Source organism: Alteromonas sp. DY56-G5, assembly GCF_041414725.1.
Classification (GTDB): Bacteria; Pseudomonadota; Gammaproteobacteria; order Enterobacterales; family Alteromonadaceae; genus Alteromonas; species Alteromonas macleodii.
Genome location: NZ_JANHZQ010000026.1, coordinates 13,556 through 39,970 on the forward strand (window position 1 = coordinate 13,556; position 26,415 = coordinate 39,970).

General features: G+C 44.8%; 20 protein-coding genes, 1 tRNA gene and 1 pseudogene. 7 read left to right on the top strand and 15 right to left on the bottom strand.

Annotated features, from left to right (window positions below; all coding sequences use genetic code 11):
• Positions 1 to 156 precede the first annotated feature (156 nt).
• From dptH to NO989_RS13340, 4 genes and pseudogenes are all read right to left on the bottom strand, one after another.
• Complete coding sequence (gene dptH / locus NO989_RS13325; protein ID WP_371342717.1) at positions 157 to 5,259, bottom strand: DNA phosphorothioation-dependent restriction protein DptH; 5,103 nt, start codon at positions 5,257 to 5,259, stop codon at positions 157 to 159.
• The gene (dptG, locus tag NO989_RS13330; protein ID WP_371342718.1) at positions 5,240 to 6,544 is read right to left on the bottom strand and encodes a DNA phosphorothioation-dependent restriction protein DptG; all 1,305 of its coding nucleotides are present in this window, start codon (positions 6,542 to 6,544) and stop codon (positions 5,240 to 5,242) included. The genes dptH and dptG overlap by 20 nt, the downstream gene beginning before the upstream one ends.
• Before the next feature lie 4 nt (positions 6,545 to 6,548).
• Positions 6,549 to 8,141: a DNA phosphorothioation-dependent restriction protein DptF gene (dptF, locus tag NO989_RS13335; protein ID WP_371342719.1), complete on the bottom strand. Its 1,593-nt coding sequence runs from the start codon at positions 8,139 to 8,141 to the stop codon at positions 6,549 to 6,551.
• Positions 8,142 to 8,310: 169 nt separating this feature from the next.
• Positions 8,311 to 8,493: pseudogene (locus NO989_RS13340) on the bottom strand (hypothetical protein); the annotation flags it as partial.
• 89 nt (positions 8,494 to 8,582) lie between these two features.
• Between NO989_RS13340 and NO989_RS13345 the strand changes: the two are divergent.
• Complete coding sequence (locus NO989_RS13345) at positions 8,583 to 8,831, top strand: DUF2960 family protein (RefSeq protein ID WP_014947779.1); 249 nt, start codon at positions 8,583 to 8,585, stop codon at positions 8,829 to 8,831.
• Positions 8,832 to 8,967: 136 nt separating this feature from the next.
• On the opposite strand, the gene NO989_RS13350 is transcribed toward NO989_RS13345, so the two are convergent.
• The 3 genes from NO989_RS13350 to nhaC all read right to left on the bottom strand — a co-directional run bounded on the left by NO989_RS13350 (position 8,968) and on the right by nhaC (position 13,022).
• The gene (locus NO989_RS13350) at positions 8,968 to 9,597 is read right to left on the bottom strand and encodes a hypothetical protein (protein WP_371342720.1); all 630 of its coding nucleotides are present in this window, start codon (positions 9,595 to 9,597) and stop codon (positions 8,968 to 8,970) included.
• A 139-nt stretch (positions 9,598 to 9,736) separates the two neighbouring features.
• Complete coding sequence (locus NO989_RS13355; RefSeq protein ID WP_371342721.1) at positions 9,737 to 11,506, bottom strand: BCCT family transporter; 1,770 nt, start codon at positions 11,504 to 11,506, stop codon at positions 9,737 to 9,739.
• A gap of 103 nt (positions 11,507 to 11,609) precedes the next feature.
• Positions 11,610 to 13,022, bottom strand: a complete 1,413-nt coding sequence (gene nhaC, locus NO989_RS13360; protein ID WP_371342722.1) for a Na+/H+ antiporter NhaC — start codon at positions 13,020 to 13,022, stop codon at positions 11,610 to 11,612.
• Between the two features lie 303 nt (positions 13,023 to 13,325).
• On the opposite strand from nhaC, the gene NO989_RS13365 reads away from it, so the two are divergent.
• Both NO989_RS13365 and NO989_RS13370 read left to right on the top strand, forming a co-directional pair.
• On the top strand, positions 13,326 to 13,616 hold the full coding sequence (locus NO989_RS13365) for a helix-turn-helix domain-containing protein (RefSeq protein ID WP_371342723.1): 291 nt from the start codon (positions 13,326 to 13,328) through the stop codon (positions 13,614 to 13,616).
• Positions 13,606 to 14,799: a type II toxin-antitoxin system HipA family toxin gene (locus NO989_RS13370; protein WP_049587545.1), complete on the top strand. Its 1,194-nt coding sequence runs from the start codon at positions 13,606 to 13,608 to the stop codon at positions 14,797 to 14,799. Before NO989_RS13365 ends, NO989_RS13370 begins: the two co-directional genes overlap by 11 nt.
• 17 nt (positions 14,800 to 14,816) lie before the next feature.
• Here the strand turns inward: NO989_RS13370 and NO989_RS13375 are convergent.
• Positions 14,817 to 14,893, bottom strand: a tRNA-Arg gene (locus NO989_RS13375).
• A 264-nt stretch (positions 14,894 to 15,157) separates the two neighbouring features.
• On the opposite strand from NO989_RS13375, the gene NO989_RS13380 reads away from it, so the two are divergent.
• Together NO989_RS13380 and NO989_RS13385 are read left to right on the top strand one after the other, a co-directional pair.
• Positions 15,158 to 15,565, top strand: coding sequence for a cytochrome c5 family protein (locus NO989_RS13380; protein WP_014947775.1), 408 nt, complete (start codon positions 15,158 to 15,160; stop codon positions 15,563 to 15,565).
• 103 nt (positions 15,566 to 15,668) lie between these two features.
• Positions 15,669 to 18,269 carry an EAL domain-containing protein gene (locus tag NO989_RS13385; RefSeq protein WP_014947774.1) on the top strand — a complete coding sequence of 867 codons (2,601 nt, stop codon included), beginning with the start codon at positions 15,669 to 15,671 and terminating at the stop codon, positions 18,267 to 18,269.
• A 45-nt stretch (positions 18,270 to 18,314) separates the two neighbouring features.
• On the opposite strand, the gene rep is transcribed toward NO989_RS13385, so the two are convergent.
• A complete protein-coding gene (gene rep, locus NO989_RS13390; RefSeq protein ID WP_039226949.1) occupies positions 18,315 to 20,330 on the bottom strand; it encodes a DNA helicase Rep in 2,016 nt (671 codons plus the stop codon).
• A gap of 112 nt (positions 20,331 to 20,442) precedes the next feature.
• Between rep and NO989_RS13395 the strand changes: the two genes are divergently transcribed.
• Positions 20,443 to 20,694: an accessory factor UbiK family protein gene (locus NO989_RS13395; protein WP_014947772.1), complete on the top strand. Its 252-nt coding sequence runs from the start codon at positions 20,443 to 20,445 to the stop codon at positions 20,692 to 20,694.
• 101 nt (positions 20,695 to 20,795) lie between these two features.
• On the opposite strand, the gene ubiA is transcribed toward NO989_RS13395, so the two are convergent.
• Both ubiA and NO989_RS13405 read right to left on the bottom strand, forming a co-directional pair.
• The gene (ubiA, locus tag NO989_RS13400; RefSeq protein ID WP_371342724.1) at positions 20,796 to 21,653 is read right to left on the bottom strand and encodes a 4-hydroxybenzoate octaprenyltransferase; all 858 of its coding nucleotides are present in this window, start codon (positions 21,651 to 21,653) and stop codon (positions 20,796 to 20,798) included.
• Positions 21,650 to 22,219, bottom strand: a complete 570-nt coding sequence (locus tag NO989_RS13405; protein ID WP_371342725.1) for a chorismate lyase — start codon at positions 22,217 to 22,219, stop codon at positions 21,650 to 21,652. Before NO989_RS13405 ends, ubiA begins: the two co-directional genes overlap by 4 nt.
• 148 nt (positions 22,220 to 22,367) lie before the next feature.
• Here NO989_RS13405 and NO989_RS13410 point away from each other — a divergent pair, with 148 nt between their 5' ends.
• Positions 22,368 to 22,781 (top strand): flagellar basal body-associated protein FliL, encoded by a 414-nt coding sequence (locus NO989_RS13410; protein WP_014977897.1) that lies wholly within the window; start codon positions 22,368 to 22,370, stop codon positions 22,779 to 22,781.
• A 55-nt stretch (positions 22,782 to 22,836) separates the two neighbouring features.
• On the opposite strand, the gene glpG is transcribed toward NO989_RS13410, so the two are convergent.
• The 4 genes from glpG to NO989_RS13430 all read right to left on the bottom strand — a co-directional run bounded on the left by glpG (position 22,837) and on the right by NO989_RS13430 (position 26,370).
• Positions 22,837 to 23,700: a rhomboid family intramembrane serine protease GlpG gene (gene glpG / locus NO989_RS13415; protein WP_371342726.1), complete on the bottom strand. Its 864-nt coding sequence runs from the start codon at positions 23,698 to 23,700 to the stop codon at positions 22,837 to 22,839.
• Positions 23,701 to 23,840: 140 nt separating this feature from the next.
• Positions 23,841 to 24,152 carry a thiosulfate sulfurtransferase GlpE gene (gene glpE, locus NO989_RS13420; RefSeq protein WP_014947767.1) on the bottom strand — a complete coding sequence of 104 codons (312 nt, stop codon included), beginning with the start codon at positions 24,150 to 24,152 and terminating at the stop codon, positions 23,841 to 23,843.
• A complete protein-coding gene (gene tdh, locus NO989_RS13425) occupies positions 24,152 to 25,177 on the bottom strand; it encodes an L-threonine 3-dehydrogenase (RefSeq protein WP_014947766.1) in 1,026 nt (341 codons plus the stop codon). The genes glpE and tdh overlap by 1 nt, the downstream gene beginning before the upstream one ends.
• Positions 25,174 to 26,370: a glycine C-acetyltransferase gene (locus NO989_RS13430; protein ID WP_371342727.1), complete on the bottom strand. Its 1,197-nt coding sequence runs from the start codon at positions 26,368 to 26,370 to the stop codon at positions 25,174 to 25,176. Before NO989_RS13430 ends, tdh begins: the two co-directional genes overlap by 4 nt.
• Positions 26,371 to 26,415: the final 45 nt, after the last annotated feature.

The window sequence follows — 26,415 nt, forward strand, 5'->3', positions numbered from 1 at the left end:
ACAACTCATAGATGTTACAAAAAAAATCTCGCATTAAGGTACCCTTTGTGCAATAGGTTTCATTGCTTCCTTATTCAACACAACAATTATTAGATTCTGACTAAAGTTAATAATATCCTACAACCGTAACAGCTTGTTTTATTATTTCCCTACAGTCTATCTAGTACCTAATTTACCCACTTTTAAGTGCTTAGCCGACTGCACTAATACACCGCTTGAATTAGCATGCATACCTACAGATATACACTCTCCCTTTTTCAGCTTTGATAACTCCGTCAGCCAGTATTTTTTATCAGAACCCGGTACTGCCTGCTCTAATAACTTGGCGTAGGTTTGCACTTCTGTCATAGCGGGTGCAAAGAACAACTTATGCGAGGCCTGGAATAACCGATCTTGTTCGTCTTTACCAAGGTTACTCATGGTTTGGGTTGCAAGAATCAGCGAAATCCCGTATTTGCGGCCTTCTGTGAGCATTTTGCCGAGAGGACTCTCTAGACGATGGTCCAGGTTTTGTACTTCGTCCAGTACTATTGGCAAAGGTGAGTTTTTATCTCCATGCAAACAAGCGTAGGAGTACAGATCCCACAAAATAAACTCCACCGCCGCCAACCAAACATTACGCGATAGACGCGCCATTTGAATAAGCCGACACACTGAGTCTTTCGATTGGTAAATGTCGTTCCAGCCATCTGTGTCGTCAAAAGCAAAGATATTAGCTTTGACCAATGGCAACAGCTTGTTAGCGACCTTAACACCGGTTTGATCGTAATTCTCCAAGGCTTGCAGCATATGCTCAAAGTTATACTGCTCGCCATAGGTTTCTAGTCCCTCTTCAATAACCCGGATTAAGGTTGGCAACTGCTGATCGCCAATGCTGGAATATACTGATTTAAATACCGATGCTACCCGTGTTGCGACGTCGTAAGCTTTATCGGTCAACTCAGTTCCCGCTACGATGTTCTTCTGTTTTTCAAATGGGTTTAATTTTAATGGTTTATCGGCAATTAAATCTGTTCTAGGTTTTACACTGTCAATAAATTCCGACTCTAGATGCTCAGGCAAGAAGCCATTGGTGTAGTCAACCACCATAGAGTTAATGGAATGCTTCGCCAACTCCATCAGCAAACCCTGAATACAGTAGGTTTTACCCTGGCCAGAGTTACCGAAAATTATCAGATGGCGGTTAGCCAGATCTTTATGGCCAAATTCCCAGTAAATAGCATCTTGCGTTTTAGGCGAATGGCCAATTAACACCCGGCTGTTGTTTAGTTTATCCGCCAAAGGCACATAGTTAGACTCTGTCTGAGCAACTTGGTTGCTTAGGGTTGATTCTGGCATGTGGCTATACGGATAGACAATAACGTTGTCTGATTCGACGTTTACTTGCGGCTTCTCGTCTTCATCCTCATCAACAGCTTCTGTAGTCCACTCTATAGCAACTGGCGAGCTTTCGCCTTGCAGAATGAATTTGTCATCAATAAAACCCAACGCTTTGCTATTGCAGTCGGCCAGCAAGGTTTGCATTGGCGTGCTAACAAACTTCGCTTGATAGCCACTGGGCAATTTTATCTGGAGAATGTTTCGCTCTAGATCGTACTGCTCATTGCAGTAATCCCCTTCGATAAAGGCCAACACAAACCCTTCAGGGTATCCGTCAATATTTGCCAGGGTGTAATCTCCCTGTAACCACCATTCGCACTCGTCCTTTAATTTGGAGAAATACGGTTTTGCATATACCTGATACAACTCGTACTTATCTACCTGCATAAAAATTTGCCGGATAAATAAACCTCGGTATAAATGGCCGGCTAAATCTGACCGGCCAAATAGCTGCTCAACTAGATAGCGTTTTAGCTCTTTGGCCTGGCGTACACCCTTGTCGTGTTTTTGCTTTTTACCTACTTTAACTTCAAGCGGTAGCAAATACATTTGCTGCTGTTTAAAGCCAACGAACAACACATCGTCCGAAATGGCGCCCTGGCGCACGCCCTGTGAATAACGGCTAAAGTCAGCGTCACTCATTTTCAAGCCAATGTTACCAGCTACACGTAGCATCTCAGCTACGCTAAGTGGCACCCAGGTAATATCGCTATGATAAAGCAGGCAATTAACGTATTTGTAAGCGGCGATAATGCTTTTTTTCTCCCTCCGTTCATTGTCGGGTAGGGTGAGCATTTTTAAGAGCCATTCACCGTTAAAAGCATTAAACTCATCAATCAATCCCTGGTTACCTTGTGCCAGAATTTGATCATAAAAATCGCGCCGTTTGGTGACTGTGATGGCGTCATAGTTTGCAGAATTGGTGTAGTTATCCGAGTAATGAATTAATACCGCATCCTTTTGGCTTTTGAAAAACTTCAGGGTAACTTTAGGATCAATGATGGTGGTCCAGATACTGTCTTCATACACCGCTCCTAACAGTTGCTGCAGTTGATTTGACACTTTAAGTGCCAGACTACTGGTTTCGCTGTATTTTTCCCCCAACCAGGCGGCTTTACACAGGGCACTATACTTTTGCATCACTCGCAGTTGCAGTGCGTCGTCCAGGTTAATTTTTGCCAGGCCAGCAGTAGTGAAGTAATCGGATTGTTCATCGTAAGATGTCTCACCCGCAAGTAAACCATGGCAGGCAATGCCGCTCTTCTCGGCCATAATGTCTACCGGTGATTTCATTACTGGAGTGTTGTTTCTGACAAAACTTAAATGGGCATAATTAAAGCTGTCGCCAGCCTTTGGTAACCGGAATTTGCTGTAAGTAATTCGCCGGCGCAACATATCAATAGCGCTATCAGCATCGTCTTTGTTAGCTGTAAGTTCACATAGCTGCTTTACTTCGGCTAAGGTTTCCGCATCAGCAACTTCATCAAAGTAAGTATGCTGTAGCTGCTCATCATACAAGTTGATATGGATCCGGCTGGTTTGCTCAGGTTTGCTTTTTTTAAAGTACTCTACCAGCCCCAATAACATTTCTTTGTTGTGGCCATTATTAACGGAGTTAATTAATAGAGTGTCTTTTTCGCCGCTGGCAAATAACGTAGAAAACGCCTCAACAAACTCTTTAGTTTTATCCCTTACCAGTCGTTGAATGTAGTCCAGCTGTGTTTGTCTGGACGGTACCACCTGCAGCCACATCGGGTTTTCTTTAACGACCTGGCTGTAGCTAAAGTCATGGTAATTATGCCAGTTAAATGGCAATAAACCCTCGGCATTTAACCGACGCATTGTTGGAGATGGCAGCGTTTTAAAGGATTTAGTGTCATCCGCCTTCATTGCATCGCTTAGCGAGGCGAAATAAGCTAGGTTTAAAGGGTGGTACGGTGTTAAATATTCTTCGTTTTCAATCTTGGCAAAGCCAATATTGATCAGTATTTGTTCTTCGACACTTAACAACCGTGTGGTTTGAATTTGTTGTAGCGCCGAAATGTAGTTATTTACCAGCCGCTTGATAATGGCTGCAATGTCCCCTCCAAAAGCGGACAGACTTAGTAGCGTCCGCTTGGTGTTGAGATAAGTAAATAAGTTAGTGTAGTCGGCGAATAAATCTGGATACGGCTTAGCTAAATCGTCTACGTAGATAGCAGTGCGCCCTGCGACGGCGTCCGACAACAATTGCTGTTGTAATAATTCAGCCTCAGCTTTCAGTAACTTTCGATGCTCAGTACGCGGTTTTAACTCTTTACCATCCAGCGATACCTTCCCGTTTAATGGGTTAAACACGCCATAGAAATCGTTGTTAAATAAGCGCGTATGTAGATCTTTGTCTAAAAGCAATGGCAAAGACAGGGAGTCTGATGACACCGCCCCTTCGACATCAAACTGTAAAAGGTGTTCGCCGCTTCGAATGTTGAAGTGTAAACGGTCAGTGGCATTAACCAGAGTTTCATAATCTATCGAACCCGTTGCGTTTACATCAAACTCTTGTCCATTTTCTGTCATCGTTACCGCAGAGCCACTCTCGGCCAGCTGCATAGCTGTAACATCGGTTTGCAGGACAATTTTTCTTTTAGCTGGTACTAACATAAAGTTAGTCGCAAAACCCGGTACAAAAAAAGCGCCTGCAGGTAACAACAGTACTCGATAACGGTAATTTTCTTGTGGTTTGCTGCGCTTTAATTCAAGACTAAAAAAGGTGGGGCTACCACTAAAACTGCCAGAGACCTCAATCACATTGCGCTTGTTCGAGCGCTTATTTACCGTAACAGAGATGTTTTTATCTTGCGGCCTAAGTTTGACCTGGTCATCTTTGATTTGACCATTAATAAAACTTAAATTCAGTTTGAAATTCAGCTCAGCTTCGAGGATTTCAATGATAAAGTATCGCTCTCTGGCGCCTGCGCCGCTATCAGCTTTCGCTCCTGGGTAAACCTTATGGCCGAAATCGACGCTTTCGCTCTCCAGCTCCAACAGATTTTCTCTGTTTTTCTGTTGCTCTATTTTGCATTCGCCGTAATCCAGCGTACTGCGCCAGCTTACCAGGTCGCCATCAGAGAAATGTTGCTTGATAAACTTTTCACTGAAATCCAGCTCTTTCAACTTCTCATGTAGTTCGGACGGATACTGCTCTACTAAGTGCTCAATTTGCTCTTTTAGCTTTTTATTTTCAGTCAGACGTTTGTCAATGGCAGCAGCATTATCCCAGCCGCCAATTGCCGGGTCGTTCAGCAAGTTAAGCTCTTTAAATTCGATATGACCATCTTGCACAGCATTGTAAAGATCACGAAAACCAAACATGGTCGCGCCGTCGGCAAGGATCGAATCGAACTGATGATCCAATAGTGCTTCTGAAATTGTTCGACTTGCAGCGTGAGGCTCAATCATATCTTTTAGCGCGTCACGGATTACAGCAGGATTCCATACATCATGCTCGGCCAGACAAAGATTGCGCGATGAGTTATTAAGTGTGTCCAGCGACGAGTTATGGATAATAAGCAAAATGCTGTTTTTTAATTGTCCCTGTGAGGTAGAAACCAAGTCTCGCAGTGTTGAAATATAGCTATCGGTAAAACCCACGCCACGCTCTGCATGTAAAACTGGAATAACCTGATAACTACCGATCTGCAAGTACGGCAAGTATCTGGATTTTTGCTCAACCACGACCTCAAGCTCTGCCACTGTCTGCCTGATAAAGGCCTCATACAGCAGTAAACTATTTGCGTCATCCGGGGAGCGAAAATGAATACGTTCACCAATACGCAGATTTTGCACCGCCCAGTTACAAAAGCGTGCTACCAAAAAATCCTCATATTGTCGCTTTGACATACACTGCATCCCCACTATCACTTAATCGCTCAACATTACCCAGCCGCTCATAAAACTCTACCAAGGCTGTTTGGCTTTCCCGGTCGAAAAAGACACCACGCATTTGAAATTCAATAATTAACTCGTGTAAACGCAGTTTACCTTGCTCGCCAATAGCCAAGTTGGTGAGTAATAATAAGTATTCCTGATCAATTACAAATACTTTGCCTGCACTGCCCCGAGTGCGAGTAAAGTTGCTGCATAACGCTGACTTGGTGAAATTGATAAATTTATTACCGGCGGCAGAGCGTGTCTCACCCTTATTAAACTGCCGTTTTGATAAATCGAGTAGTGCTAATATGGCTTCATCTACTGTTGTGATATTTGCTGGATCAAAATTAAGATCTCTGTCTGCTGCGAAAGCCACTGCATACTTTACCAATCTGCTTAGAACATCATCGGTTAGTTCTGGGTACAAGGCCCATAGCGGAAGTATACCCGGTTCTTTTTCTTGTAAAGACTCGTTCATTGCCAGCACCGGAAATAAAGACTCTATACCTTTCTCAACCTGCTTACAGCCACGCTCACGCAGCATGCTGCGCTCTTTGCTGGCCTTTTCGTTATCTAGTATAAAATAACAGTCTTTGAGCTTTTGCGGCTCACCATCCTTCCAGCTGTTTATCGACAATGCTATCTGGCAGGTGTAAATAAAAACGTAAAAACGCAAAAGGTGAGAAAGGTGGGCCAGAAAGTAATGTTGTTTGCTCAGCAAGTAGTGTAAATCAGCCCTAAAAACCTCTGCCAGTGGTGGTAGGTAAGGTAATAACGCTTGTCCCTTAATCGCAGATTTTTCTGGCTTAAATTCGGCTTGAAAAGCAGTGCGAATTTCTTTTTCAATAAAGTTTAGCTTCGCATCGGCAGGTGGCTTCAAATGCAAAGTATCGAGTAAGGTCATTAGTACATTGACGATACGGTTTGCTGGCGCCGGATTCGCATCTTCAGACCAACTGCCGCTAAATATCTGCATTTCCGGAGCAATATTTTTAATGCTGTATTTGGAGAAGTAAATTTTCTCAACCACATCCCACATTGCTGGGTCGCTTAGTTTATTTATAAAATGTTCTCTACAGCGCAGTTGAAACTGCGCGAGTTTTTTGTCATTTGCAGAAATTGAAAATAACTCGCTGACAAAGAAGCGGTTCACTATTTCCCAATCAAATTCGTTACTTTTATCGCTGCGGGCAGAGATGGGGAAATAGGTTGCCGCACTATTAATTTGAGGCTCTAAATTCTGAGCTAGTGGCATCTTGTTATAACTCCTCTGCTTCAATATAGTCGTCATCCTGGCTGAACTTATATTGCGCAGACTCTGAACTGATCAGTAATTCGCTGGACTCGCGGGCAATAAGGGCGATTTTACTGGCAACTTCATTAAGCAGAATAACTGCACTGCGGTCATTCTTGCTCGGCCGATATCCGGCATTAATCCGATCGAGCAACTCAAACAGGTTAATGTTGACCTCAACGGCTAACAATTCCCCCCCGACTTTTAGATGAGCAAAAAAAGTATTTGGTTTAATCGACTTATTGGCTTTAATTGCTGCGATATCAGGCTTTATATCGAGCTGTGCCGCTATTTTGTAGTTTTCAAGTTGCGCTACCAGAAACTGCTTGTTAGAAAGTTGCGGTGCATTACGGTTGATATACAAGCGAAGCGCTGATATCAACTTTTTATTATAAAAAACTTTGAGCTTTTCCCGACACGTTAGCGTGTCTTCAAAAAAAACATGCACACGATAAACATCGAGATAATCGCTAAGTAGGTGTTGTACAAAGTCTCGCTGAAACTGTTTAGTGAAATTAGCTTCCAATTCACTATTTTTAAGTATGTAAAATAATCTGATATATGACTTTGGATTCGAAAGGCTAGGAAGATCATATTTTTCTGCGACTTCAGTGCAGAACAAATCAAATTGCCTATTTTCCAATTTAAGATCTTCCGCCATTAAAAAGCGGTCAATCACTTTTGTGCGTAGTAATGCTGGGTCAAACTCAACTAACTTATCAGCCAGCTCATTGTCGCCACCGCTAAATAAGTTATCGAACAAATAGCCAGCACCAGTAAGCAAATGATAGACAAAATCTAAAAGACCCCTTGCAGTAAGAAATTGGTCTCGCACCAAACGGGCTTTAAACAGCAACTCAACGATTACGTCCTGCACTTCAGGCAAGCACATTAGGCGGTAATTTATTACCATGCGTTGGCTTTCGGCATCTAGTTGGTTAGCGCTCTCTCGCTGATAGATTTTGAACAATAATGAATCAGGTGACGTAATGCGAGCCATAACCTTGCGAGCAAAATCGGCTTGGACTCCGTTTGGGGTAATCTCAAATTTCGGATAATCTTCAAAGCTAACAAAGGTAAAACCAGCCACTTCTGTCTTATTATGCTGGAAAGCCTTGATTGCTGACTTAAAAAGCGTATTTCGCCCTTCTTGCTCGTAATTGCCCAACATGCCGACATTAATACCCACGACTAAAGAAAACTTACCTTGCTCAAATTCGTCAAATAGTTTATCGAGGGTTTGGACGGCATTTTCATGTGGATCAAAACTGTGGGTTGCATCGAGATGGAAGCGAACATGCTCCTCAGCTTGATCGATAGTATTAACCAACAACTCAGACTTACCATCTCCACTGCTACCGCATAAGAAAAAGACTTGTCGAGGTCGATCATTTAATAAAGATATGACCTCTTTAACTTTTTGCTCAATTGGCATAGTTACGTACAGATCCTTTTTGACCTTGTCTAACAAGTTATTCAGATCTGGATATTTATTTTCAGTAGAAACTGCGTAAGGGGAAGATTTAGACAATACGCTTAAAACGTCAATAAAACGCATCCTACATCCTTATAGTTAGTCTTTAGTCTAGTAAGTTAACATTAATAGTTTCAGCAAGACAATGGAATTCGTCAACAGATTGGTATAATTAGCCAATCTTAAGTATTTAAGTAAACCACTTGAATATAAGCATTTTTCTTACATCAAATAACGTTACTCCTACTATCTATCACTTATTTTCGATGAGACTGTGAAAACCCTCAATCGCCCTATCAGAGCTTTCATCATTGTCGAAATAAAGCTGGCTTAGTCAGCTTTTCTTTATTTGGTATGTCGCACTGGCAAAGACTAGCGCTTCTTTAAAACGACTGAATTCTTCATCGGACACCTCACGCTGTGGTTTTGCCACCCGCTTTTTTAACACGCTAATCATTGGCGCTAATTGAGTTTATAATACCGGTTAACCAGTTTTTGAATTACATCGACCAACTTGAGTAGAACATGGCCCATAAAGTACGTTATAAGTTTAAAGGTGTGGCAAAAGAGATAAATTTTTCTTACAGCCGCCATCAAAATATGCATGAAGCCGTGGCCGAAGCTGAGGGAATAGATCTTTCCCAGTTCCTGCAAACTGAACAGCAACTTGCCGCTATCAGTAAAGACAAAAAAACCGTAAGAAACTTCAGAGATACCGAATTTGCAAAAATGGGGTTTTCTGATTTGTATTTTTTAAAAAACGGGCAAGAATGATGGTTCCGCCCTTTCAACACATACTAGGCCTTTGAACTACTTTGCTTTTGGGGATTAACGGCCAAACCTTAAAAAATGGAGGGCTTGATAGTGTTCGAACCTCTGCCCCCGGAGTGCAAAGCCACCAATCAGCGCTTTATGGGTTACCCCTAACCAGCCCATGAAAAGCCTCAATCGCCCTATCAAAGCTTTCGTCATTATCGAAATAAAGCTGACTTAGTCGGCTTTTCTTGATTTTGTATGTCGCGCTGGCAAAGGCTAGCGCTTCTCTAAAGCTGCTAAACTCTTCGTCGAACACTTTAAACACCTCGCGTTGAGGTTTTGCCACCCGCGTAATACTCCCATTCACTTCATAATCGAACCCTGCAAATTGAAGACGGGAAAGGGTTTCTTTGCCTAATCGCATGCCGCCTTTTAGGCTTATTTGAAATGCCGCGTCCATTTCTTCAATCTCTTCCTTGCTCCAGTGGTTAAATACCCCAATTGCCTTTTTGTACTTTTCCGCCAACCGCTTTTTTAACACCGTTATTCTGGGTTCTAGCGTGGCGTTGTTTTCATTTTTTAAAAGGTCAGTGCATTCGTTGCATGAAGGTACGGTAACAAAGTCGGCCTGTAGATGTCCGTCTTGCCAGTCGTGAATGAATTTTATGGGTGGAATAAAGTCTTGCCGTGCAGCTTCGCAGCCGCAGTAAATGCAGCGATTAAAATCAGCCGAATGTACCGCGTTTAGTGGCTGATAGAATTTCTGATAATTCTTAACTGACATTCTGCTACATACGTAAAGTTGAAAGGGTGCAAACGGTGATTACAGTACCACAGTCGCTTTTTTAGGGTACGCTAATTGTGCTCAGCTAATACAAACGCCGCCCTTGTGCGGCGTTTGTTTCATTCAGATACGATAAAAGCTACAACCGCGACGGTCTACTGTGCGGGTCGCCCTCAACGTGGCCTTTTGGCGGTCTTTGTTTAGGCTTTGCGGCAATAGGTGTTTCGCCATCACTCTCTTCGCCCTCTTCATCAATATCCCATGTGCCTTCTTCGCTCCACGGGTCGTCGTCGGGGAATTCCCCTATATTGATTTCTTTTACCGAGTAATCGGGCTGGTAACGCATGTCGTAATTGGCCGCCCGCACTATGGCAATACATAACATTAAGGCTACAGCCAATAGCGGAACGCCCCCTATTATCGACGCCGTTTGAAGCGTTTCTAATCCACCTACAAACATAAGCACTATAGGCATAAACGATAACGCGAAAGCCCAGAACAAACGGTTCCACCGCAATGGCTCTTCGTCTACTTCTTTTTGCACTACAGCTGCCAGAATGTAAGAAATGGAGTCGAAGGTAGTTGCGGTAAAGATTAGCGCTAACAAGGTGAATACAAAAATGACTATGTAGTCCAATGGCAGCGTGTGTAGCATGGCGAAAATCGCGGCCGTAGGGCTTTCTTGGTTAAGAATACTCACCACGTCTAGCTCACCCGAAAGCTGCAAATACAAGCCATAATTCCCCATTACCATGAAGAATAAAAAGCAGCCCATGGTGCCGAAGAACATGGAGCCCGCCACCATAGTGCGAATGGTTCGCCCCCTTGAAATACGCGCGATAAATAGCCCTACGCTTGGTGCAAATACCAGCCACCATGCCCAGTAGAATATGGTCCAGTCTTGAGGGAAATGCGTGTTTTGAAAGCCATTAAATTCAGCAAAAGGCTCTAGCCAGGTAGCCATTTTAATGATGTTGCTAAGTACTCGGCCCAAAGCATCTAGGCCGGTATTGGCCATAAACAACGTAGGTCCCACAACAAATATAAATAGTAGCAACCCTATGGCCAGCCAAAAGTTAATGTCTGACAGCAGCTTAATGCCCTTCTTTAAACCTACATACGCGCTGTAGCCAAAGATAGCTGTACAGGTTACAAGCACCAGAACTTGGGTAGTAAGCGATTTAGGTACGCCGAATAGTTCGTGCACCCCTTCGTTGATCATAGGCGCAGCCAAACCTAACGTGGTCGCCCCGCCGCCTAACATTCCGAAGATAAAGCTGATGTCGATAATTTTACCCAGCCAGCCGTGAGCCATTTTCTCGCCAATAACCGGCATGAGTGCTTCAGAGATTTTAAGTACGCTGTGATTGCGCACATAGTAGAAGTACGCAATAGGTACGGCGGGAATGAGGTAAATTGCCCAGGCAAGCGGGCCCCAGTGGAAGATACCGTAGGCTGCAGCCCATTTTGCGGCTTCGGGGGTTTCGCCTTCTATGTGAAACGGCGGCGCTTGGTAGTAATACACCCACTCAATCATTGACCAGTACAAGATAGACGCCCCAATACCGGCACAAAACAGCATAGCTGCCCAAGATACGGGCGAGAACTCAGGCTTTTCTTCAGGCTCGCCCAGTTTTATTTGGCCGATATCGCTGAACATGATGTACACCATGAACCCACCAGCGCCAACACCAAGCAAGAGATATAAAACACCAAGTTTACTGGTTACGAAGTCTTTTGCGGCTGCCACCCACTGTGCGCCTTGGTCCGGCCAAATAATTAGGGGAATGGTGACAGAGAGAAGAAGAATAAGAGAGCCAAAAAAAGTGGGCTTGTCGATTACGCTAAACGCGCCTTCCTGTTTAATAATGGCCTTGGAGGAGGCCGCATCTCGGGTATTACTACTCATACACGATCCTTTGTTTTGTTTTTATAGATGCTTTATACGTTTGGCTTTAAACGGGCGATCTTAAAAAACAGTTTATCAGAATTGTGTTAGCTATTGGGCTGCTTCAAATCGGTGTGCGTTTATTCATTCGTGCTTTGGTTGTTAGCATGCCCATGCCCAATGCGGCCATGGTTACCGCAACAACGCCGTTTAGATAGTTGAAGAACGCATAGGGCACATAATCGAGCACGTCAACGCCAAGGGTGGCAGAGTAAAACGCACCAGCCGTTGTCCACGGAATAAGGCCTGTGGTCATAGTGGCACCTTCTTCTACCGACCGAGATAGCACAGCGGGGTCAAGGTTCTGCTGTTTATATTTCGGTTTAAACAGCTGGCAATTCAAAATGATGGAGATATAGGCCTCGCCCATGGCCACATTGCCTAGAAAACCAGACGCAATGGTCACGGCAATTAGGGTTGCTGTGCGTTTTACCCGTTCAATAATGCCTGTCAGTAACGCAGCTAGAAAGCCGGCACCGTGCAGTATGCCGCCCAATGCGATTGCCATTAAGGCGAGGAGCAACGTCCAGCTCATACTGCTAATACCGCCTCGTCCTAGTAAGGCATCTAAATTTGCGATACCCGTATTTTGAGGGGTGTTTTCCCACAACGCGTTGAGCACGCTAATGGTATTGGTGTCTTGATAGAAAATAGCGATGATAACGGCAAGAAGAATACTGCACGACATGGTTACTTCAGCCGGCACTTTCTTGATGCTCATTACCGTAAGCAACACCAGCGGTAACAGTGTTATATAGGGTGCAAGGTTATAGTGACTGGCGAGTGCTGCTTTTATTTCAATTATTTCGTTAACATTTAAGTTTTGGTTTGCGTAGCTAAAGCCAATTACCAAGAAAATTACTAAAGTTAGAAGAAAGCTAGGCAGTGTAGTTAGCAGCATGGCGTACATATGCCGATACAGGTTGGTACCCGCGCTCATGGATGCGAGGTTGGTGGTATCAGACACCGGGGACATTTTATCGCCAAACGTCGCGCCACATACCACCATGCCTGCCACAATGGGCAGTGGTATGTTCATGGCAGCGCCAATACCCATCAGCACTACACCCATAGTGCCCACCGTACCCCACGATGTGCCTGTAGCTACCGACATTACCGCACACAAAATTAATCCCACCGCAAGGAAGATACTGGGGTTTAGCCAACTTAAACCGTAAAAAATTAGCGTTGAGATAGTGCCGCTTTGCATAAAGCTGGCGATAACCATACCAATGAGGATAAAAATATAGATTGCTGGCATGGCCCGGGTTAATGCGCTGGTCATTAAATCGCGGATTTGTAGGTATGTGTATCCCAAACTAAACGCGTTAATACCCACCCACAGTAAGCACATAAATATAAGTGCGTGTAGGCTAATACCTAGGCCAAACAACCCTCCTGCTATTAGAGCGACAATAACGCTAAAACAAACCAGTGACTGAGCAAAACTAGGGTTACGTAAAGTCTGAGGCGACATGAAGGGCTCGTTGATACGGTAGAAAAAATAAATGTAGTGAAAAACAGTATAACGACTTTGCTATGCGTTGGAATGACTTTGAAGTTGAATAGGCTTGAAATAAGCCCAGTGCTTTAGAAAGCAATGGCCCGTTCAGCCAACAAGTGCTGCCTAAATGAGAAAACCTAACCAACAATTTCCTCTTAATACGCCATAAATGGCGCTTTAAAACTTTAAACGCCATTTATGGCTAATTAATTGACACTTCATAATAAATAGCCATACTTAAATAATCACGTCACTAATGGCTATTTTTGGTGTTTTATGGACAAGGTTGAATATACGAAAAAACTACTTGGTAACCTCGTAAAGCAAGCGAGAGCCGCTTCTATGGATCAAGAAGAGTTAGCGCTTAGAACCGGTATTAGCAAAAATACTGTTAGCAGGTTAGAGCGAGGAAAAGGCATAAATTCGGATACATTGCTTACAATATTGAATCAACTCGAAGTGCTTGACCCACTTATTGAAACCATCGAAAAGGAGTACGAATTAGTAAGCAATAACCCCTTGAGAAAAAGCTCACTCTTAGAAAAGGAGTTACCTAATGACTTCTAGAGCTTATGTTTTTGTTGACGGACTCGAAAATAACCCGGTTATATGTGGCGTTGTTGAGTTAGACCCAAAGACCAATATCGGGAAGTTTCGATATGGACAAAGCTACCTACAAAGGGATGATGCATTCCCCCTAGATCCAGTTCACCTCCCCCTACTTAGCGATCAGTTTATTACCAGAGTAAATAAAGGGATGTTTGGCGCTATCTTAGATGCTGGAGCAGATAGCTGGGGTAAAAAGCTTATTTTGTCACTGCACTCAACTAAGCCTAGCAATGACCTAGAGCTCGTTCTGGCGGGTTCTGGGATGGGTGTTGGCGCACTTACTTTTAGCTTATCTAGAAGTGCAAGTAAGCCAAAGAAGAATAAGAATACGCTTGGCGATATCCCCATTTTATTGCAGGGGAAAAGGGCAATTCTTAAAAATGAGGACATTCCTAAGGAAGTCAAAAAAGCATTTGAATACGGGTCCAGTATGGGTGGCGCCCGACCTAAAACACTGATTGAAGATAGTGGTATAAATTACTTAGCGAAATTCAACCGTCCAGATGATTTATACAACGTATGTTTAGTAGAACATGCAACAATGACAATGCTAGAAGAACTGGATGTTAGAGTTGCAGCCACATCTATAGTGAACAACCAACAAGAAGAAATATTATTAGTAGAGCGATTCGACTGTAACGCTGATAGACCAACACACCATTTCTTGAGTGCTAATTCCCTAATTAGCCAAGAAAAGTTGACGAAGCAGGCACTAACTGAGAATTATAGTTATGGTGCTTTGGCAGAGTTTATAATGAAGCATGGAGCAGAGCCGAGAGATGCACATGAACTGTACACACGCATGGTTTTTAATATCTTAATGGGTAACACTGATGACCATTCCAGAAATCACGCTTTCTTGTATTCCTTCTCAGATAAAAAATGGCGCTTATCTCCAGCCTACGACGTATTGCCGATAAACAACTCCCGCCAACATGGAATTGGAATAGGGGTTCACGGCAGAGAAGGAACGCTCGAAAATGCGCTGTCTCAATCTAAAAGGTTTGGACTTTCTCAAGCGAAAGCCAAAACAATCATTTCTAGTGTGCAAGCGTTAACTAATGAATGGATATCTTATTTTACCAAGGCTGGTGTACCCGATACCGATATAGAAACGCTTAAGGGGATTATTCCTTCATAGGTAATCAGAAAGGGTATTGGCCCGCCCTAGAGGATTCGAACCTCTGACCTCGGCCTCCGGAGGGCCGCGCTCTATCCAGCTGAGCTAAGGGCGGATCATGCTACGGTTGTAATAACCGTGTACGTTCGCAAAGGAAAAATTCGCAGTTAAATGTACGCTGCAAACGGGGCGTAATAATACTTACGCGGTGGGTTGGCTTCAACTCATTTATTAAAATCTCTTTAGGTGGCTTGGAACAAGTGTTAAAAATCCTTACTTTTTATGGGTAATTGGCTTCAAATAGTTGTTCAACCCCAATTAACCGTTATAATCTGGCCAGTTATATTTTAAACAAATTCATCATTGCCTGGAGACAGATGTGAAATTAAAGACTTGGTTAACTGTTGCTGCTACTGCGCTAACTGTTTTTGCAGCACAAGCACAAGAAATGAGTAACGATGAAATTGCCGATCGCATTAAGCCGGTAGGTCAGGTACACGTTGCAGGCGCAGCGGCTGAAGGAAGTGCTGGCGCAGCTGGCGGTGCAAAGTCTGGTGAAGACGTTTACAACTCTGCATGTGTTGCATGTCACTCAGCTGGCGTTTTAGGAGCTCCTAAAGTTCACGTTGCAGCAGACTGGCAACCACGTCTAGACGAGCGCGGTCTTGATGGCGTATGGCAAAACGCATTAAACGGTATTAACGCTATGCCTCCTCGTGGTACATGCGGTAACTGTTCTGATGACGAAATTAAAGCTGCAATCGAGTATATGATTGAAGGTATCTAATACCCGCTAAATCGTAACAACTTGATGGAAAAAGTAGCGTTTTACCCTCTAATCGGGTAATTTAACTCTTTGGGGAAACGTTACTTTTTTACTGGCGAGCGGAATGTCACAAGATTCGACGCAACATGAGTTGACGGAAGAAGAACTGCGCGAACTTATACCGCAGCTTCAGCAACTCACTGACAAGTACAAGCGCGCTGAACGTGTTCAGAAGGCGCTTTTCGACATTTCTGAACTTGCCAGTTCTGTAAGTCACCTTAATCGCCTTTATTCCGCTATTCATGAAATCATTGCCGATTTTATGAATGCCGATAACTTCTTTGTCGCCTTTTACGAACCCGACAGTAACGTTGTCGATTTCGCTTACTTCATTGACGAATTCGACGAACAAACCGTTCGCCAGCTCCCCGCTGAATCGTTAATGGACGGCATGACCGGTTACATTCTCAAAACCGGCGATCATCTATTTTACAAACGTGACGATGAAGAAAACTTTGCCTCTCAGCATGATATAAAGCTAGTTGGCTCACAGCCGTTTGAGCTGCTGGGCGTGCCCCTTAAACGAGGAAGCCAAGTCATAGGTGCCATGGTAGTGCAAACTTATGATGAGGGGGTGCACTATACGCAAGAAGATTTAGAAGTACTGCTGTTCGTTTCTCAACACATTGTTACCACGGTTGATAGAGTAAAAAACCGTGAGCTCACTGAACGCACCATCCGCGAACGCACCCGCCAACTGCGAAAAATTAACGACGACCTTCAAGAAGAAATATTAGAGCGCCAAAAAGTAGAGTCGCTACAGCAGGCTTTATTCGAGATATCTGAGCTGGCGGCTAACCTTGAAGGCGATATGGATGTGTTTTACTCCAGTCTGCACGAAATTTTAGCCAGGCTAATTAGCGCACCTAACTGTTACATTGCCATTCTTGATAAGGAAAAAGAGCTACTCGCATTCCCGTATTTTAGTGACGCACAAGAAAAAAACATAAGTTCAAGGCCTTTGGGGCTTGGTCTAACTGAATTCGTATTGCGAACGGGGCAAGCTGAGCTGGTTAACCCACCCAGAGTATTGGAGCTTGCAGAGTCTGGCGATTTGGATGTGTCGGTTGCGCAAACCATGCTAAACAGTGCGAACTCGTGGTTAGGTTCGCCGCTTGTTGTAGATGGAGAAATAGCAGGTGTTATTGCTGTACAAACCTACGGTAAACACGCTAAATACAATTCTCGCGACCAAGAGCTTTTGCGCTTTGTATCACATCATATCGCGGTAGCCATTGAGCGTAAGCGCAATACCGAGTCGATGCAGCGCTATAACGTTGAGCTTGAAGAGCGCGTTAAAGAACGCACAGCCGAGCTAAATCGTGCTAACAAGTTCTTAAAGCAACAAATTGAAGAGCGTAAAGAGATTGAGCTTAAGCTTATTCACGACGCGCATCACGACTCGTTAACTGATTTACCTAACCGCGCAATGTTCACTAGTCGCCTAGAGCTGGCTATAGCCAGTAAGCAGCGTTACAGCGAAAACATGTTTGCGGTGCTGTTTATCGACCTAGACCGCTTCAAAGTTATTAACGATACCCTAGGTCATCACGCCGGCGATGAGTTCTTAATTGAAGTAGCTAGACGTATTGCGCTATGTATTCGTGGTCACGACCTGTTAGCGCGCTTAGGCGGCGATGAGTTTGTTGTACTGCTTGATAACTTTGAAGATGAAGCAGACGTAGAAGAAGTGGCTAGCCGTATAATTTCATCTATTTCCGAACCGTTCTTGCTTGATGGTCGGGAGATGTATTCAGGTGCAAGTATTGGTATTGCGCACTTAGAAACCTACTATCGCGCCGCAGATGAAGTGCTTCGTGATGCTGATGCCGCTATGTATCAAGCGAAAACGCTAGGCCGCGGACGCTTTGTTATGTTCGACAAGAGCATGCGCGACAGGCTTATTGAAGAGCTTGAGCTTGAAAATGAATTCAGACGTGCACTGCGCGAAGAAGAGTTCGATTACTTCCTACAGCCCGTTATAAAGCTTAATGACGACAGCACGCTGTATAAAGAGATGTACATTCGCTGGTCGCACCCTGCCTACGGCAAGATTGCCAGAGAGCAGTTTAGACAAGTGGCAGAACATAGTGGCCTTACGCTAGATTTAGACTTGTTCCAGCTAACCAAAGCCTGCGAGCTGTTAAACCACTATAAAAATACCGACGACCCGATAAATAAAATAGCGGTTAACGTTTCAATTAATCATTTGCTACAGGCATCTATGGTAAACCAGATGATTAATGTGATTGAAACATCAGGTATTACGCCTAGCCAGCTGGTATTTGAGTTTGATGAAAACGACTTAAATCGTCGCTCTCAGTTCATTCTTCCTGCTATTAAGAAGTTAAAACGTGCGGGCGTAACTTTGGTGCTGGATAACTTTGGAAGCGGATTAGCTTCATTGAGTTATTTGTTTGCTTACCCCTTCGACTTCATCAAAATTGATCATCGCTTTGTTAAGTCACTGCCTCGTTCTCAACGAAACTTAAAACTTATTCAGTCTGTTATGCTTATTTCAGAGCACTTGAAGTTTCAGGTTATTGCTGAAGGCGTAGACTCACAGGCGCAGCTAGATGCACTTAACGAAATTGAATGCATTTATGGCCAAGGCAAAGTATTGAAGCACGCCAAAGTGCTGGATATGACGTCGCTAGCAAGCTGATAGTTAGTACTTACTTGCTAGCGTAAGCTCACCTTAATTAGCAGGCTACTTTTTCCCTAGTATATCTCGTAGGTTAGCAATTCCCACCTGCGCCTTTTGCTGGCGCTCTTCTTTTGTCGCCTTCGGTTTCTGATTTTCCCACTGTACATCGTCTGGCGGCAGTTCGAATAAAAAGCGGCTTGGCTCTGGGTTAATCACTTCACCAAATTGTCGACGCTCTTTAGCAAGGCTGAATATAAGCTCGCGCTGGGCGCGAGTAATTCCCACATAAGCAAGTCGGCGCTCTTCTTCTACGTTGTCTTCGTCAATGCTGCTTTGGTGCGGCAATAAGCCTTCTTCCATACCCACTAAAAATACAATAGGGAATTCCAAACCTTTTGAAGCGTGCAGCGTCATTAACTGAACTTGATCCCCTTCCCCGTCGTCTTCGCCGCGCTCCATCATGTCGCGCAATATCAGACGGTTCACCACTTCGGTTAAGGTCATGGGTTGGTCTAGGTCATTACCTTCCAGCATATCGTTAACCCAACCGAATAAGGTACTTACGTTGGCCATGGCCATTTCGGCGGCTTTGGGGCTGGCGCTGGTTTCATATAGCCATTCTTCGTAGCCCATAGTGCGTATCATGGTGCGCACTGCATCAGCGGTGTTGCCACGCTCTGCATTATCCGACAACTCCACTACCCAGCGGGCAAAGGTGGAAACAGAGTGAAAAGCTTTGTCGGGCAGCACGCTGTTTAAGTTAGGGTGCGTTGCCGCTTCGAACATAGACACGCCCAAACTATTAGCAAAGTTACCCAGTTTTTCCAGCGTAGCGCGGCCTATACCGCGCCCTGGCGTATTAATAATGCGAAGCAAAGCGTTATCGTCGTCTTGGTTCACTAACAACCGTAAATACGCCATGATGTCTTTCACTTCGGCACGGCCAAAGAACGACATACCGCCGCTTATTTTGTACGGAATGCGGTTACTCATTAACAGCTTTTCAAAAATACGGCTTTGGTGATTCCCACGATACAAAATGGCGTAGTCTTTAAACTGGGTGCGGTTCATGAACTTATGCGCCAGCAGTTCTGCCACCACGCGCTCACCTTCATGCTCTTCGTTCTTCGCCTCTATCACTTTCAGCGGCTCGCCGTACTGCAGCTCTGAGAACAGGGTTTTATCGAACAAATGCGGATTGTTCTGAATAAGAATATTTGCGCAATGCAGAATACGGCCTGACGAGCGATAATTTTGCTGCAGCTTAATGACGTTTAAGCGCGGAAAATCTTGCTGTAACAGGTGCAAATTCTGCGGCTTAGCGCCACGCCATGAATAGATAGACTGGTCATCGTCGCCCACCACGGTAAAGCGCGCACGCTCACCTACTAATAGCTTTACCAACTCGTACTGACTGGTATTGGTATCTTGGTACTCATCTACCAGCAAGTAGCGAATTTTGCTCTGCCATTTGGCTCTTATTGCTTCGCTACTTTTTAAAAGTAATGTAGGTAATAAAATTAGGTCGTCGAAGTCTAGCGCGTTATATGCCTTAAGGTTGTCTTGGTAACGCTTGTAGGCTTCTGCAAACTCTCTCTCACCCGTGCTGGTTGCTGATTTTAATAAAGCATCAGGCAAGATAAGATCGTTTTTCCAGTTCGAGATGCAGCTTTGTAAAAGCTGAAGCTGATCTTTATCACCATCGAGGGTGTCGGACGTTAGGTCGTTAAGCAACGCGAACGAGTCTTTATCGTCGAATAGCGAGAAACCTGGCTTTAAGCCAAGATCTTTCACATGCGCTTTAATAATGGTTAAGCCCATGGTGTGGAAGGTCGACACTTTTAGCCCGCGCGCCTCCGGCTTGCCCAAGGTCTGCGCTACACGTTCTTTCATTTCACGTGCTGCTTTGTTGGTAAAGGTTACCGCTGCAATATAGCGAGCTGGCATATCGCAGTTTCTAACTAAATGAGCAATCTTATTGGTAATTACGCGCGTTTTACCACTACCCGCCCCCGCCAGCACCAAACATGGGCCAGACACAAAGGTTACGGCAGACTCTTGAGCTTCATTTAGTTTCATTTAATACCTAGAACAACGTACATTTTTGGCGCGACACAGTTTTCATTGCATGTCGTGTCGATACCGATAGAATAGCTTTCATAATTTGAGCTGCGCATTATAAGGGAATTCCATGTTGGATCCGAAGAAACTCGAAGATTTAGCGAAACAAATTGCTGATGCCGTTCCACCTGGCGTTAAAAACATGGCTGAAGAAGCCGAAGGTCGAGTAAAGGCGGTATTGCAGTCGCAGCTGTCTAAGCTTGATTTAGTGACTCGTGAAGAGTTCGATATTCAAAGCCAAGTGCTTATTCGCACTCGTGAAAAGCTAGACGCTATGGAAAGCCGCATTGCTGAACTTGAAGTGAAGCTAGCGGAAAAGTAGGCGTTCAAAGCTTACAGAAACTCAAAAAGCGCCTTTATGGCGCTTTTTTTGTGGCTGAATACCATAAACAATGGTTTGTATTGGGCTAGTTACTTTTACTGTTACACCAAATAAAAATGCAGTGCCGTTCCTAGCGTGATGGCTAAACCAATATAGTGATTTTCAATAAACGCGGTGAAGCAGCCTTCACGCTGACGGCGTTTAATAAGCTGATACTGGCGCACGCATAGCAGAGCCGAAAACAGCACGGCTATGTAGTATGGCCAAGTTGCGTTAATAGCACAGCCTATACACCACAAAATGGCAAGGGCAGCGGCCTGTAGCAGCATGACTATGAGCACGTCGTTTGTGCCGAACAATATGGCCGTAGACTTGATGCCTATTTGTAGGTCGTCATCGCGGTCTACCATGGCGTACATGGTGTCGTAAGCTACCGTCCATAGTAAGTTAGCAATAAACAACCACCAGCCGTACGCTGGTACTGTTTCTATCACAGCCATAAATGCCATAGGAATGGCCCAACCAAACGCGGCACCCAATACCACCTGCGGTAAATTGGTGTAACGCTTCATAAAGGGGTAGCTTGCTGCCAGGAGTAAGGCTACCACCGACAACGCTATGGTTTGCCAGTTGAGAAATAACACTAAGACAAATGCTAAAGCGATAAGCGCTGCAAAAAGTTGTAGCGCTTGTTTAGCCGATACTTCTCCGGTTGCAAGAGGACGCTGGGCAGTGCGCTTTACGCTACCGTCTACTTTTCTGTCTGCATAATCGTTAATCACACACCCGGCTGAACGCATGACAACTACGCCTGCCACAAAAATGAGCGTAATGCCTAAAGGCGGTAAACCTTGTGCAGCCATAAGAAGCGCCCACAGCGTAGGCCACAGCAGCAAGTAAATACCGACTGGTTTATCAAGGCGCATAAGTCGCGCATAGGCGTTCCAATTGTGCTTCATAACTGTTTTTCGCTTTCCTTTTCGTTTTTAGCAGAGCGGCTATAGGCCGGTGAGGAAGGAAGAAATACCTCTGCTACTATCATGCTGTAGTTGCCTAACGTAAACAACGAGCGCCTGCCCCACAAGGTTTGATTACTGTTAATACCAAACTGCGAAGCTGGCACTGTACACAGTTGAAACTCTGAGCGTGTAAAGCGCTTATCATTAAACAGGCGTTTTCCCAAAGGCTCCCGGCCAAGATCTGAAAGCTCGCTATCAACAAAGGCTTGAGGGATGATAGAACGTGCAAACACCCACGGCTTATCATCGCCACATAGGAGAATTTCTCTCGCTTGATAATGGGTTTCACCGTTGTCGAGTAACAACGACAGTTCATTGTCGTGAGGAATCTGCTCGTGCTGGCCAATAAGCTCTAGAGAAAAGTGGTTGCTTAAAGACTGCACTCGCTCGGTTAACGACCCAGTGTCTAACAGCCAGTTTTTTAGCTGTGCATTAGGAATTGTGATGCCAGAAGGTGCTTGCCAGTCAACCGCCAAACCCACTGGAAAAGTGGCATTAAAACTCACACGAAAAGCCCGAATAATGAATCTGTTAGTATGATAACACGTCATGTTCAATTATTTTCACTCGGTTAAACTTTTGCAGTAGTGTGTTTAATCAGAGTTTTGCTACACTACCAAGTGAATTTATTACTTTGGTGTTTCGGACTTCACTATGCTTAAGTCTTTAGTTTTACGCGTATTTGCGGTTAGTTTTTTCGTTCTTGGTTGTAACGCAGCAGTGGCGCAAGACAAGGCCAACTATGCTTATTTGGGCTTAGAGCCAGAGATTGTTACCAACTACATTAGCGATAGCGCACAAAAGCTAGGCTATGTACGCGTGTCGGTTGAATTGATGATCCACGATGTTAACCAGCTTGAAATTGCTGAACACCACATGCCGTTACTGCGCTCTACTGCCATTGAAATATTCGGCCAGCAACCGGCAGAGAAGGTTAAATCACTAACTGGTCGTGAAGATATTCGCCGCGCTATTCTTAAAGCGTTGCAAGAGCACATGAAGCAAGAGACAGGCGGCGAAGTGGTGAAGAACGTTATCTTCACCAAATACTTATACCAAGGCGGTTAAAAGTAGATAACGGGCTAAAAGGCTAACGTACGCCTTTTAGCTACATAAAACGCCACTAGCGTTTACCCGACCCAAGACTTAAGGCTCCGGCGAGCAAACATCCAGAAATAAGCCCGGCTGTATGCGCAGCATTCGCCATGTTTACCCACAAAATATCGGCATAACCTAGTACCAACCACACCAACATAAAGCCTACAATTGAATTTGGCAGCGACAAGCCCCAACTTGGTCGCAACCAGCCTAGCCACCACACAAAGCCCATTACGGCATACACCACACCAGACAAGCCGCCAAACAAGAACAGATTGCCTTGCACAGGGTCACTAAATAGCGCTTGTGCGGCGTTCGAAATAGTGGCCGACACTAAGAACACAATAAGCAGCATGCTCATGCCAAGGATGCGTTCAATTTTAGCTCCCAACATGCCCCACCACAGTAGGTTAAATATAATGTGTAGCGCCGAAAAGTGAATGAACGCAGGGCCTAGTAATCGCCACCATTCGTGATTTTGCGACAAAATGGAAAATGGCTGCATCAATAAATGCTGTGCGATAGGGGCAAACAGCCCAAACAACGACAGTAAATAAACCGCAACACACAGAATAAATACCACCGAGGTAAAAGGCGCTTTCACAGCATCGGCAATGATATTACCCATGGAAAAGCCATTACCCGAAGGCGCCAGCCGTACGTTCTTGCCATTATCCCATGCTGCTTGCTGGTACTTCGGATCGGTAGGGTTTGCCAAAAAGCCATCTGCAATAATTTTTGCGCGGTCGAGATGATCGTGATTATCTAATACCACTACGAACTCTTTATCGTGCTGTACTACAGCGGCCTGAATGTGCTGACTGGTTAAATAATTGGCGAGAAGATGTGCAGGACTTTGCTGATTGAACGCAATTAAAGGATGAGCCATAAGCTAGTTGTTACCCCGAAGCAGAAGAATATGAATGCGATATGACATATACCAAGGGCGCGGTATATAACCTCTTTATACTGAAATACTGCAGTAGCTGCAAAAAATAAAGGTGCACATTGTGCACCTTTATCAAATCGCTATGCCGTGACTACCGGATTTGCCAGTCGCCATGCTTCGAAGCCACCGTCCATACTATAAACGGTTTCAAAGCCTTGCTGTGCAATCACTTGGGCCGCCTGCTGGCTGCTTACGCCGTGGTAGCACACTACAACCACTGGGATATCTTTGGGCGTTTGGTCGATAAACGCTGCAAAGTTGTCGTTGTTCAGCTGCGCTGCGTTAGGCATATGTCCATTAGCAAACGATTGAGGATCGCGAATATCCACAATGGTTACGTCACCTTGAAAGTTTGCAACGTCGTTTACGCTAATGTGTGAGAATGTTGTCATTATTGCCAGTCCAGAATAACTTTACCTGAGTGTCCAGACCCCATGGTATCAAACCCTTTCTGAAAGTCATCAATAGAAAAGGTGTGTGTGATGATAGGCGATAGATCTAAGCCACTCTGCAGCAAGCTCGCCATTTTGTACCACGTTTCGAACATTTCACGGCCGTAAATACCTTTTATCACCAAGCCTTTGAAAATAACCTGGTTCCAATCGATGGCAACATCTTGTGGAGGTATTCCCAGCATGGCAATTTTGCCGCCATGGTTCATTTTGTTCAGCATGTCTCTGAAAGCCACCGGCACACCAGACATTTCCAGACCCACATCGAAGCCCTCTGTCATACCAAGTTCGTTCATTACGTCTTTCAAGTCTTCCTTGCTTACGTCAACGGCGCGGGTTGCACCCATTTTTTTAGCAAGCTCAAGACGGTAAGGATTAATATCGGTAACCACGACATGACGAGCACCTACATGCTTTGCAACTGCAGCAGCCATAATACCTATTGGGCCGGCACCAGTTATCAGCACGTCTTCACCCACCAAGTCGAAACTTAGTGCAGTGTGAACAGCGTTGCCAAACGGGTCAAAGATAGACGCAAGGTCGTCACTAATGTTGTCTGGAATTTTAAACGCGTTAAATGCAGGAATTACCAAGTATTCAGCAAAAGCGCCCGGGCGGTTTACCCCTACGCCTTCAGTGTTGCGACACAAATGTACACGACCTGCACGACAGTTACGGCAATGGCCACAGGTAATATGGCCTTCGCCCGAAACACGGTCGCCAACCTTGAACCCTTTCACTTCTTGGCCCATACCTACGACTTCGCCCACATACTCGTGGCCTACAACCATAGGTACCGGAATGGTTTTCTGTGACCATTCGTCCCAGTTGTAAATGTGCATGTCGGTGCCGCAAATGGCGGTTTTGCGAATTTTAATCAGTAGGTCATTGTGTCCTACTTCAGGCTCTGGCGTGTCTTGTAGCCAAATGCCTTTTTCTGCTTTCGCTTTAACTAGCGACTTCATGAAATTACTCCCAATTCACGGCCAACTTCAATAAATGCATCTACCGCTTTATCAACATGTTCAAGGCTATGACCTGCTGACATTTGCGTACGAATGCGGGCCTGACCTTTCGGCACAACAGGGTAAGAGAAACCGATAACATAAATGCCTTTCTCAAGCATCTTGTCTGCCATTTCGCTAGCTAAACGGGCATCGCCTAGCATAACAGGAATAATAGCGTGATCTTTACCAGCTAATGTGAAGCCCGCCTCTTCCATAAGCGTACGGAAATGATTGGCGTTGCGCCATAGATTAGCGCGAAGCTCGTCACCTTCTTTCATCATTTCAAACACTTTAAGCGATGCTGAAACGATAGGTGGCGCAACCGAGTTTGAGAAAAGATAAGGACGCGAGCGTTGACGTAACCACTCTACGACTTCTTTTTTGCCCGAGGTGTAACCGCCAGACGCGCCGCCTAGTGCTTTACCTAGAGTACCGGTGATGATGTCTACACGACCCATAACGCCACAATACTCATGGCTGCCTTTGCCGTTTTCGCCAAGGAAGCCCGTTGCGTGACAATCGTCTACCATTACCATGGCGTCATACTTGTCGGCCAGGTCGCAAATAGAGGCTAAATCGGCAATCACGCCGTCCATTGAAAACACACCGTCGGTGGCAATAATTTTGAAACGCGCGCCATCGGCATCAGCTTGCTTTAACTGCTCTTCTAATGCTGCCATATCGTTATTGGCGTAGCGATAACGCTTAGCTTTACACAGGCGCACACCGTCAATGATACTGGCGTGGTTTAACGCATCAGAAATAATGGCATCTTCAGGGCCCAATAGCGTTTCAAATAAACCGCCGTTCGCGTCGAAGCACGATGGGTACAAAATGGTGTCTTCTGTACCGAGGAAGTCGCTGATAGAGGCTTCCAGCTGCTTGTGAATGTCTTGTGTACCGCAAATGAATCGTACAGATGCTACACCAAAACCATGGCTATCCAGGCCTTTCTTTGCTGCTTCAATCAAGCTTTCATTGTTTGCAAGACCAAGGTAGTTGTTGGCACAAAAGTTAATTACGTGCTCGCCGTTAGCAACACCGATATCCGCTTGTTGTTGCGACGTGATAACACGCTCTTTTTTGTACAAACCATCTTCTTTCGTGGCTTCAATTTGCGATTGCAAATGAGAAATAAATGCCGCAGACATGCCATTCTCCGAGTGTAGGTATATTAAAACCGTTAGTTTAATGAA

Coding starts and splice junctions, on each gene's coding strand:
- ubiA (WP_371342724.1), bottom strand. CDS start 21,653: ATGAAGCACAATTGGAACGCCTATGCGCGACTTATGCGCCTTGATAAA.
- rep (WP_039226949.1), bottom strand. CDS start 20,330: ATGAAACTAAATGAAGCTCAAGAGTCTGCCGTAACCTTTGTGTCTGGC.
- nhaC (WP_371342722.1), bottom strand. CDS start 13,022: ATGTCGCCTCAGACTTTACGTAACCCTAGTTTTGCTCAGTCACTGGTT.
- NO989_RS13410 (WP_014977897.1), top strand. CDS start 22,368: ATGCTTAAGTCTTTAGTTTTACGCGTATTTGCGGTTAGTTTTTTCGTT.
- dptF (WP_371342719.1), bottom strand. CDS start 8,141: ATGCGTTTTATTGACGTTTTAAGCGTATTGTCTAAATCTTCCCCTTAC.
- tdh (WP_014947766.1), bottom strand. CDS start 25,177: ATGAAGTCGCTAGTTAAAGCGAAAGCAGAAAAAGGCATTTGGCTACAA.
- NO989_RS13385 (WP_014947774.1), top strand. CDS start 15,669: ATGTCACAAGATTCGACGCAACATGAGTTGACGGAAGAAGAACTGCGC.
- NO989_RS13365 (WP_371342723.1), top strand. CDS start 13,326: ATGGACAAGGTTGAATATACGAAAAAACTACTTGGTAACCTCGTAAAG.
- NO989_RS13350 (WP_371342720.1), bottom strand. CDS start 9,597: ATGTCAGTTAAGAATTATCAGAAATTCTATCAGCCACTAAACGCGGTA.
- NO989_RS13355 (WP_371342721.1), bottom strand. CDS start 11,506: ATGAGTAGTAATACCCGAGATGCGGCCTCCTCCAAGGCCATTATTAAA.
- NO989_RS13345 (WP_014947779.1), top strand. CDS start 8,583: ATGGCCCATAAAGTACGTTATAAGTTTAAAGGTGTGGCAAAAGAGATA.
- dptG (WP_371342718.1), bottom strand. CDS start 6,544: ATGCCACTAGCTCAGAATTTAGAGCCTCAAATTAATAGTGCGGCAACC.
- NO989_RS13430 (WP_371342727.1), bottom strand. CDS start 26,370: ATGTCTGCGGCATTTATTTCTCATTTGCAATCGCAAATTGAAGCCACG.
- NO989_RS13395 (WP_014947772.1), top strand. CDS start 20,443: ATGTTGGATCCGAAGAAACTCGAAGATTTAGCGAAACAAATTGCTGAT.
- glpE (WP_014947767.1), bottom strand. CDS start 24,152: ATGACAACATTCTCACACATTAGCGTAAACGACGTTGCAAACTTTCAA.
- NO989_RS13370 (WP_049587545.1), top strand. CDS start 13,606: ATGACTTCTAGAGCTTATGTTTTTGTTGACGGACTCGAAAATAACCCG.
- dptH (WP_371342717.1), bottom strand. CDS start 5,259: ATGTCAAAGCGACAATATGAGGATTTTTTGGTAGCACGCTTTTGTAAC.
- glpG (WP_371342726.1), bottom strand. CDS start 23,700: ATGGCTCATCCTTTAATTGCGTTCAATCAGCAAAGTCCTGCACATCTT.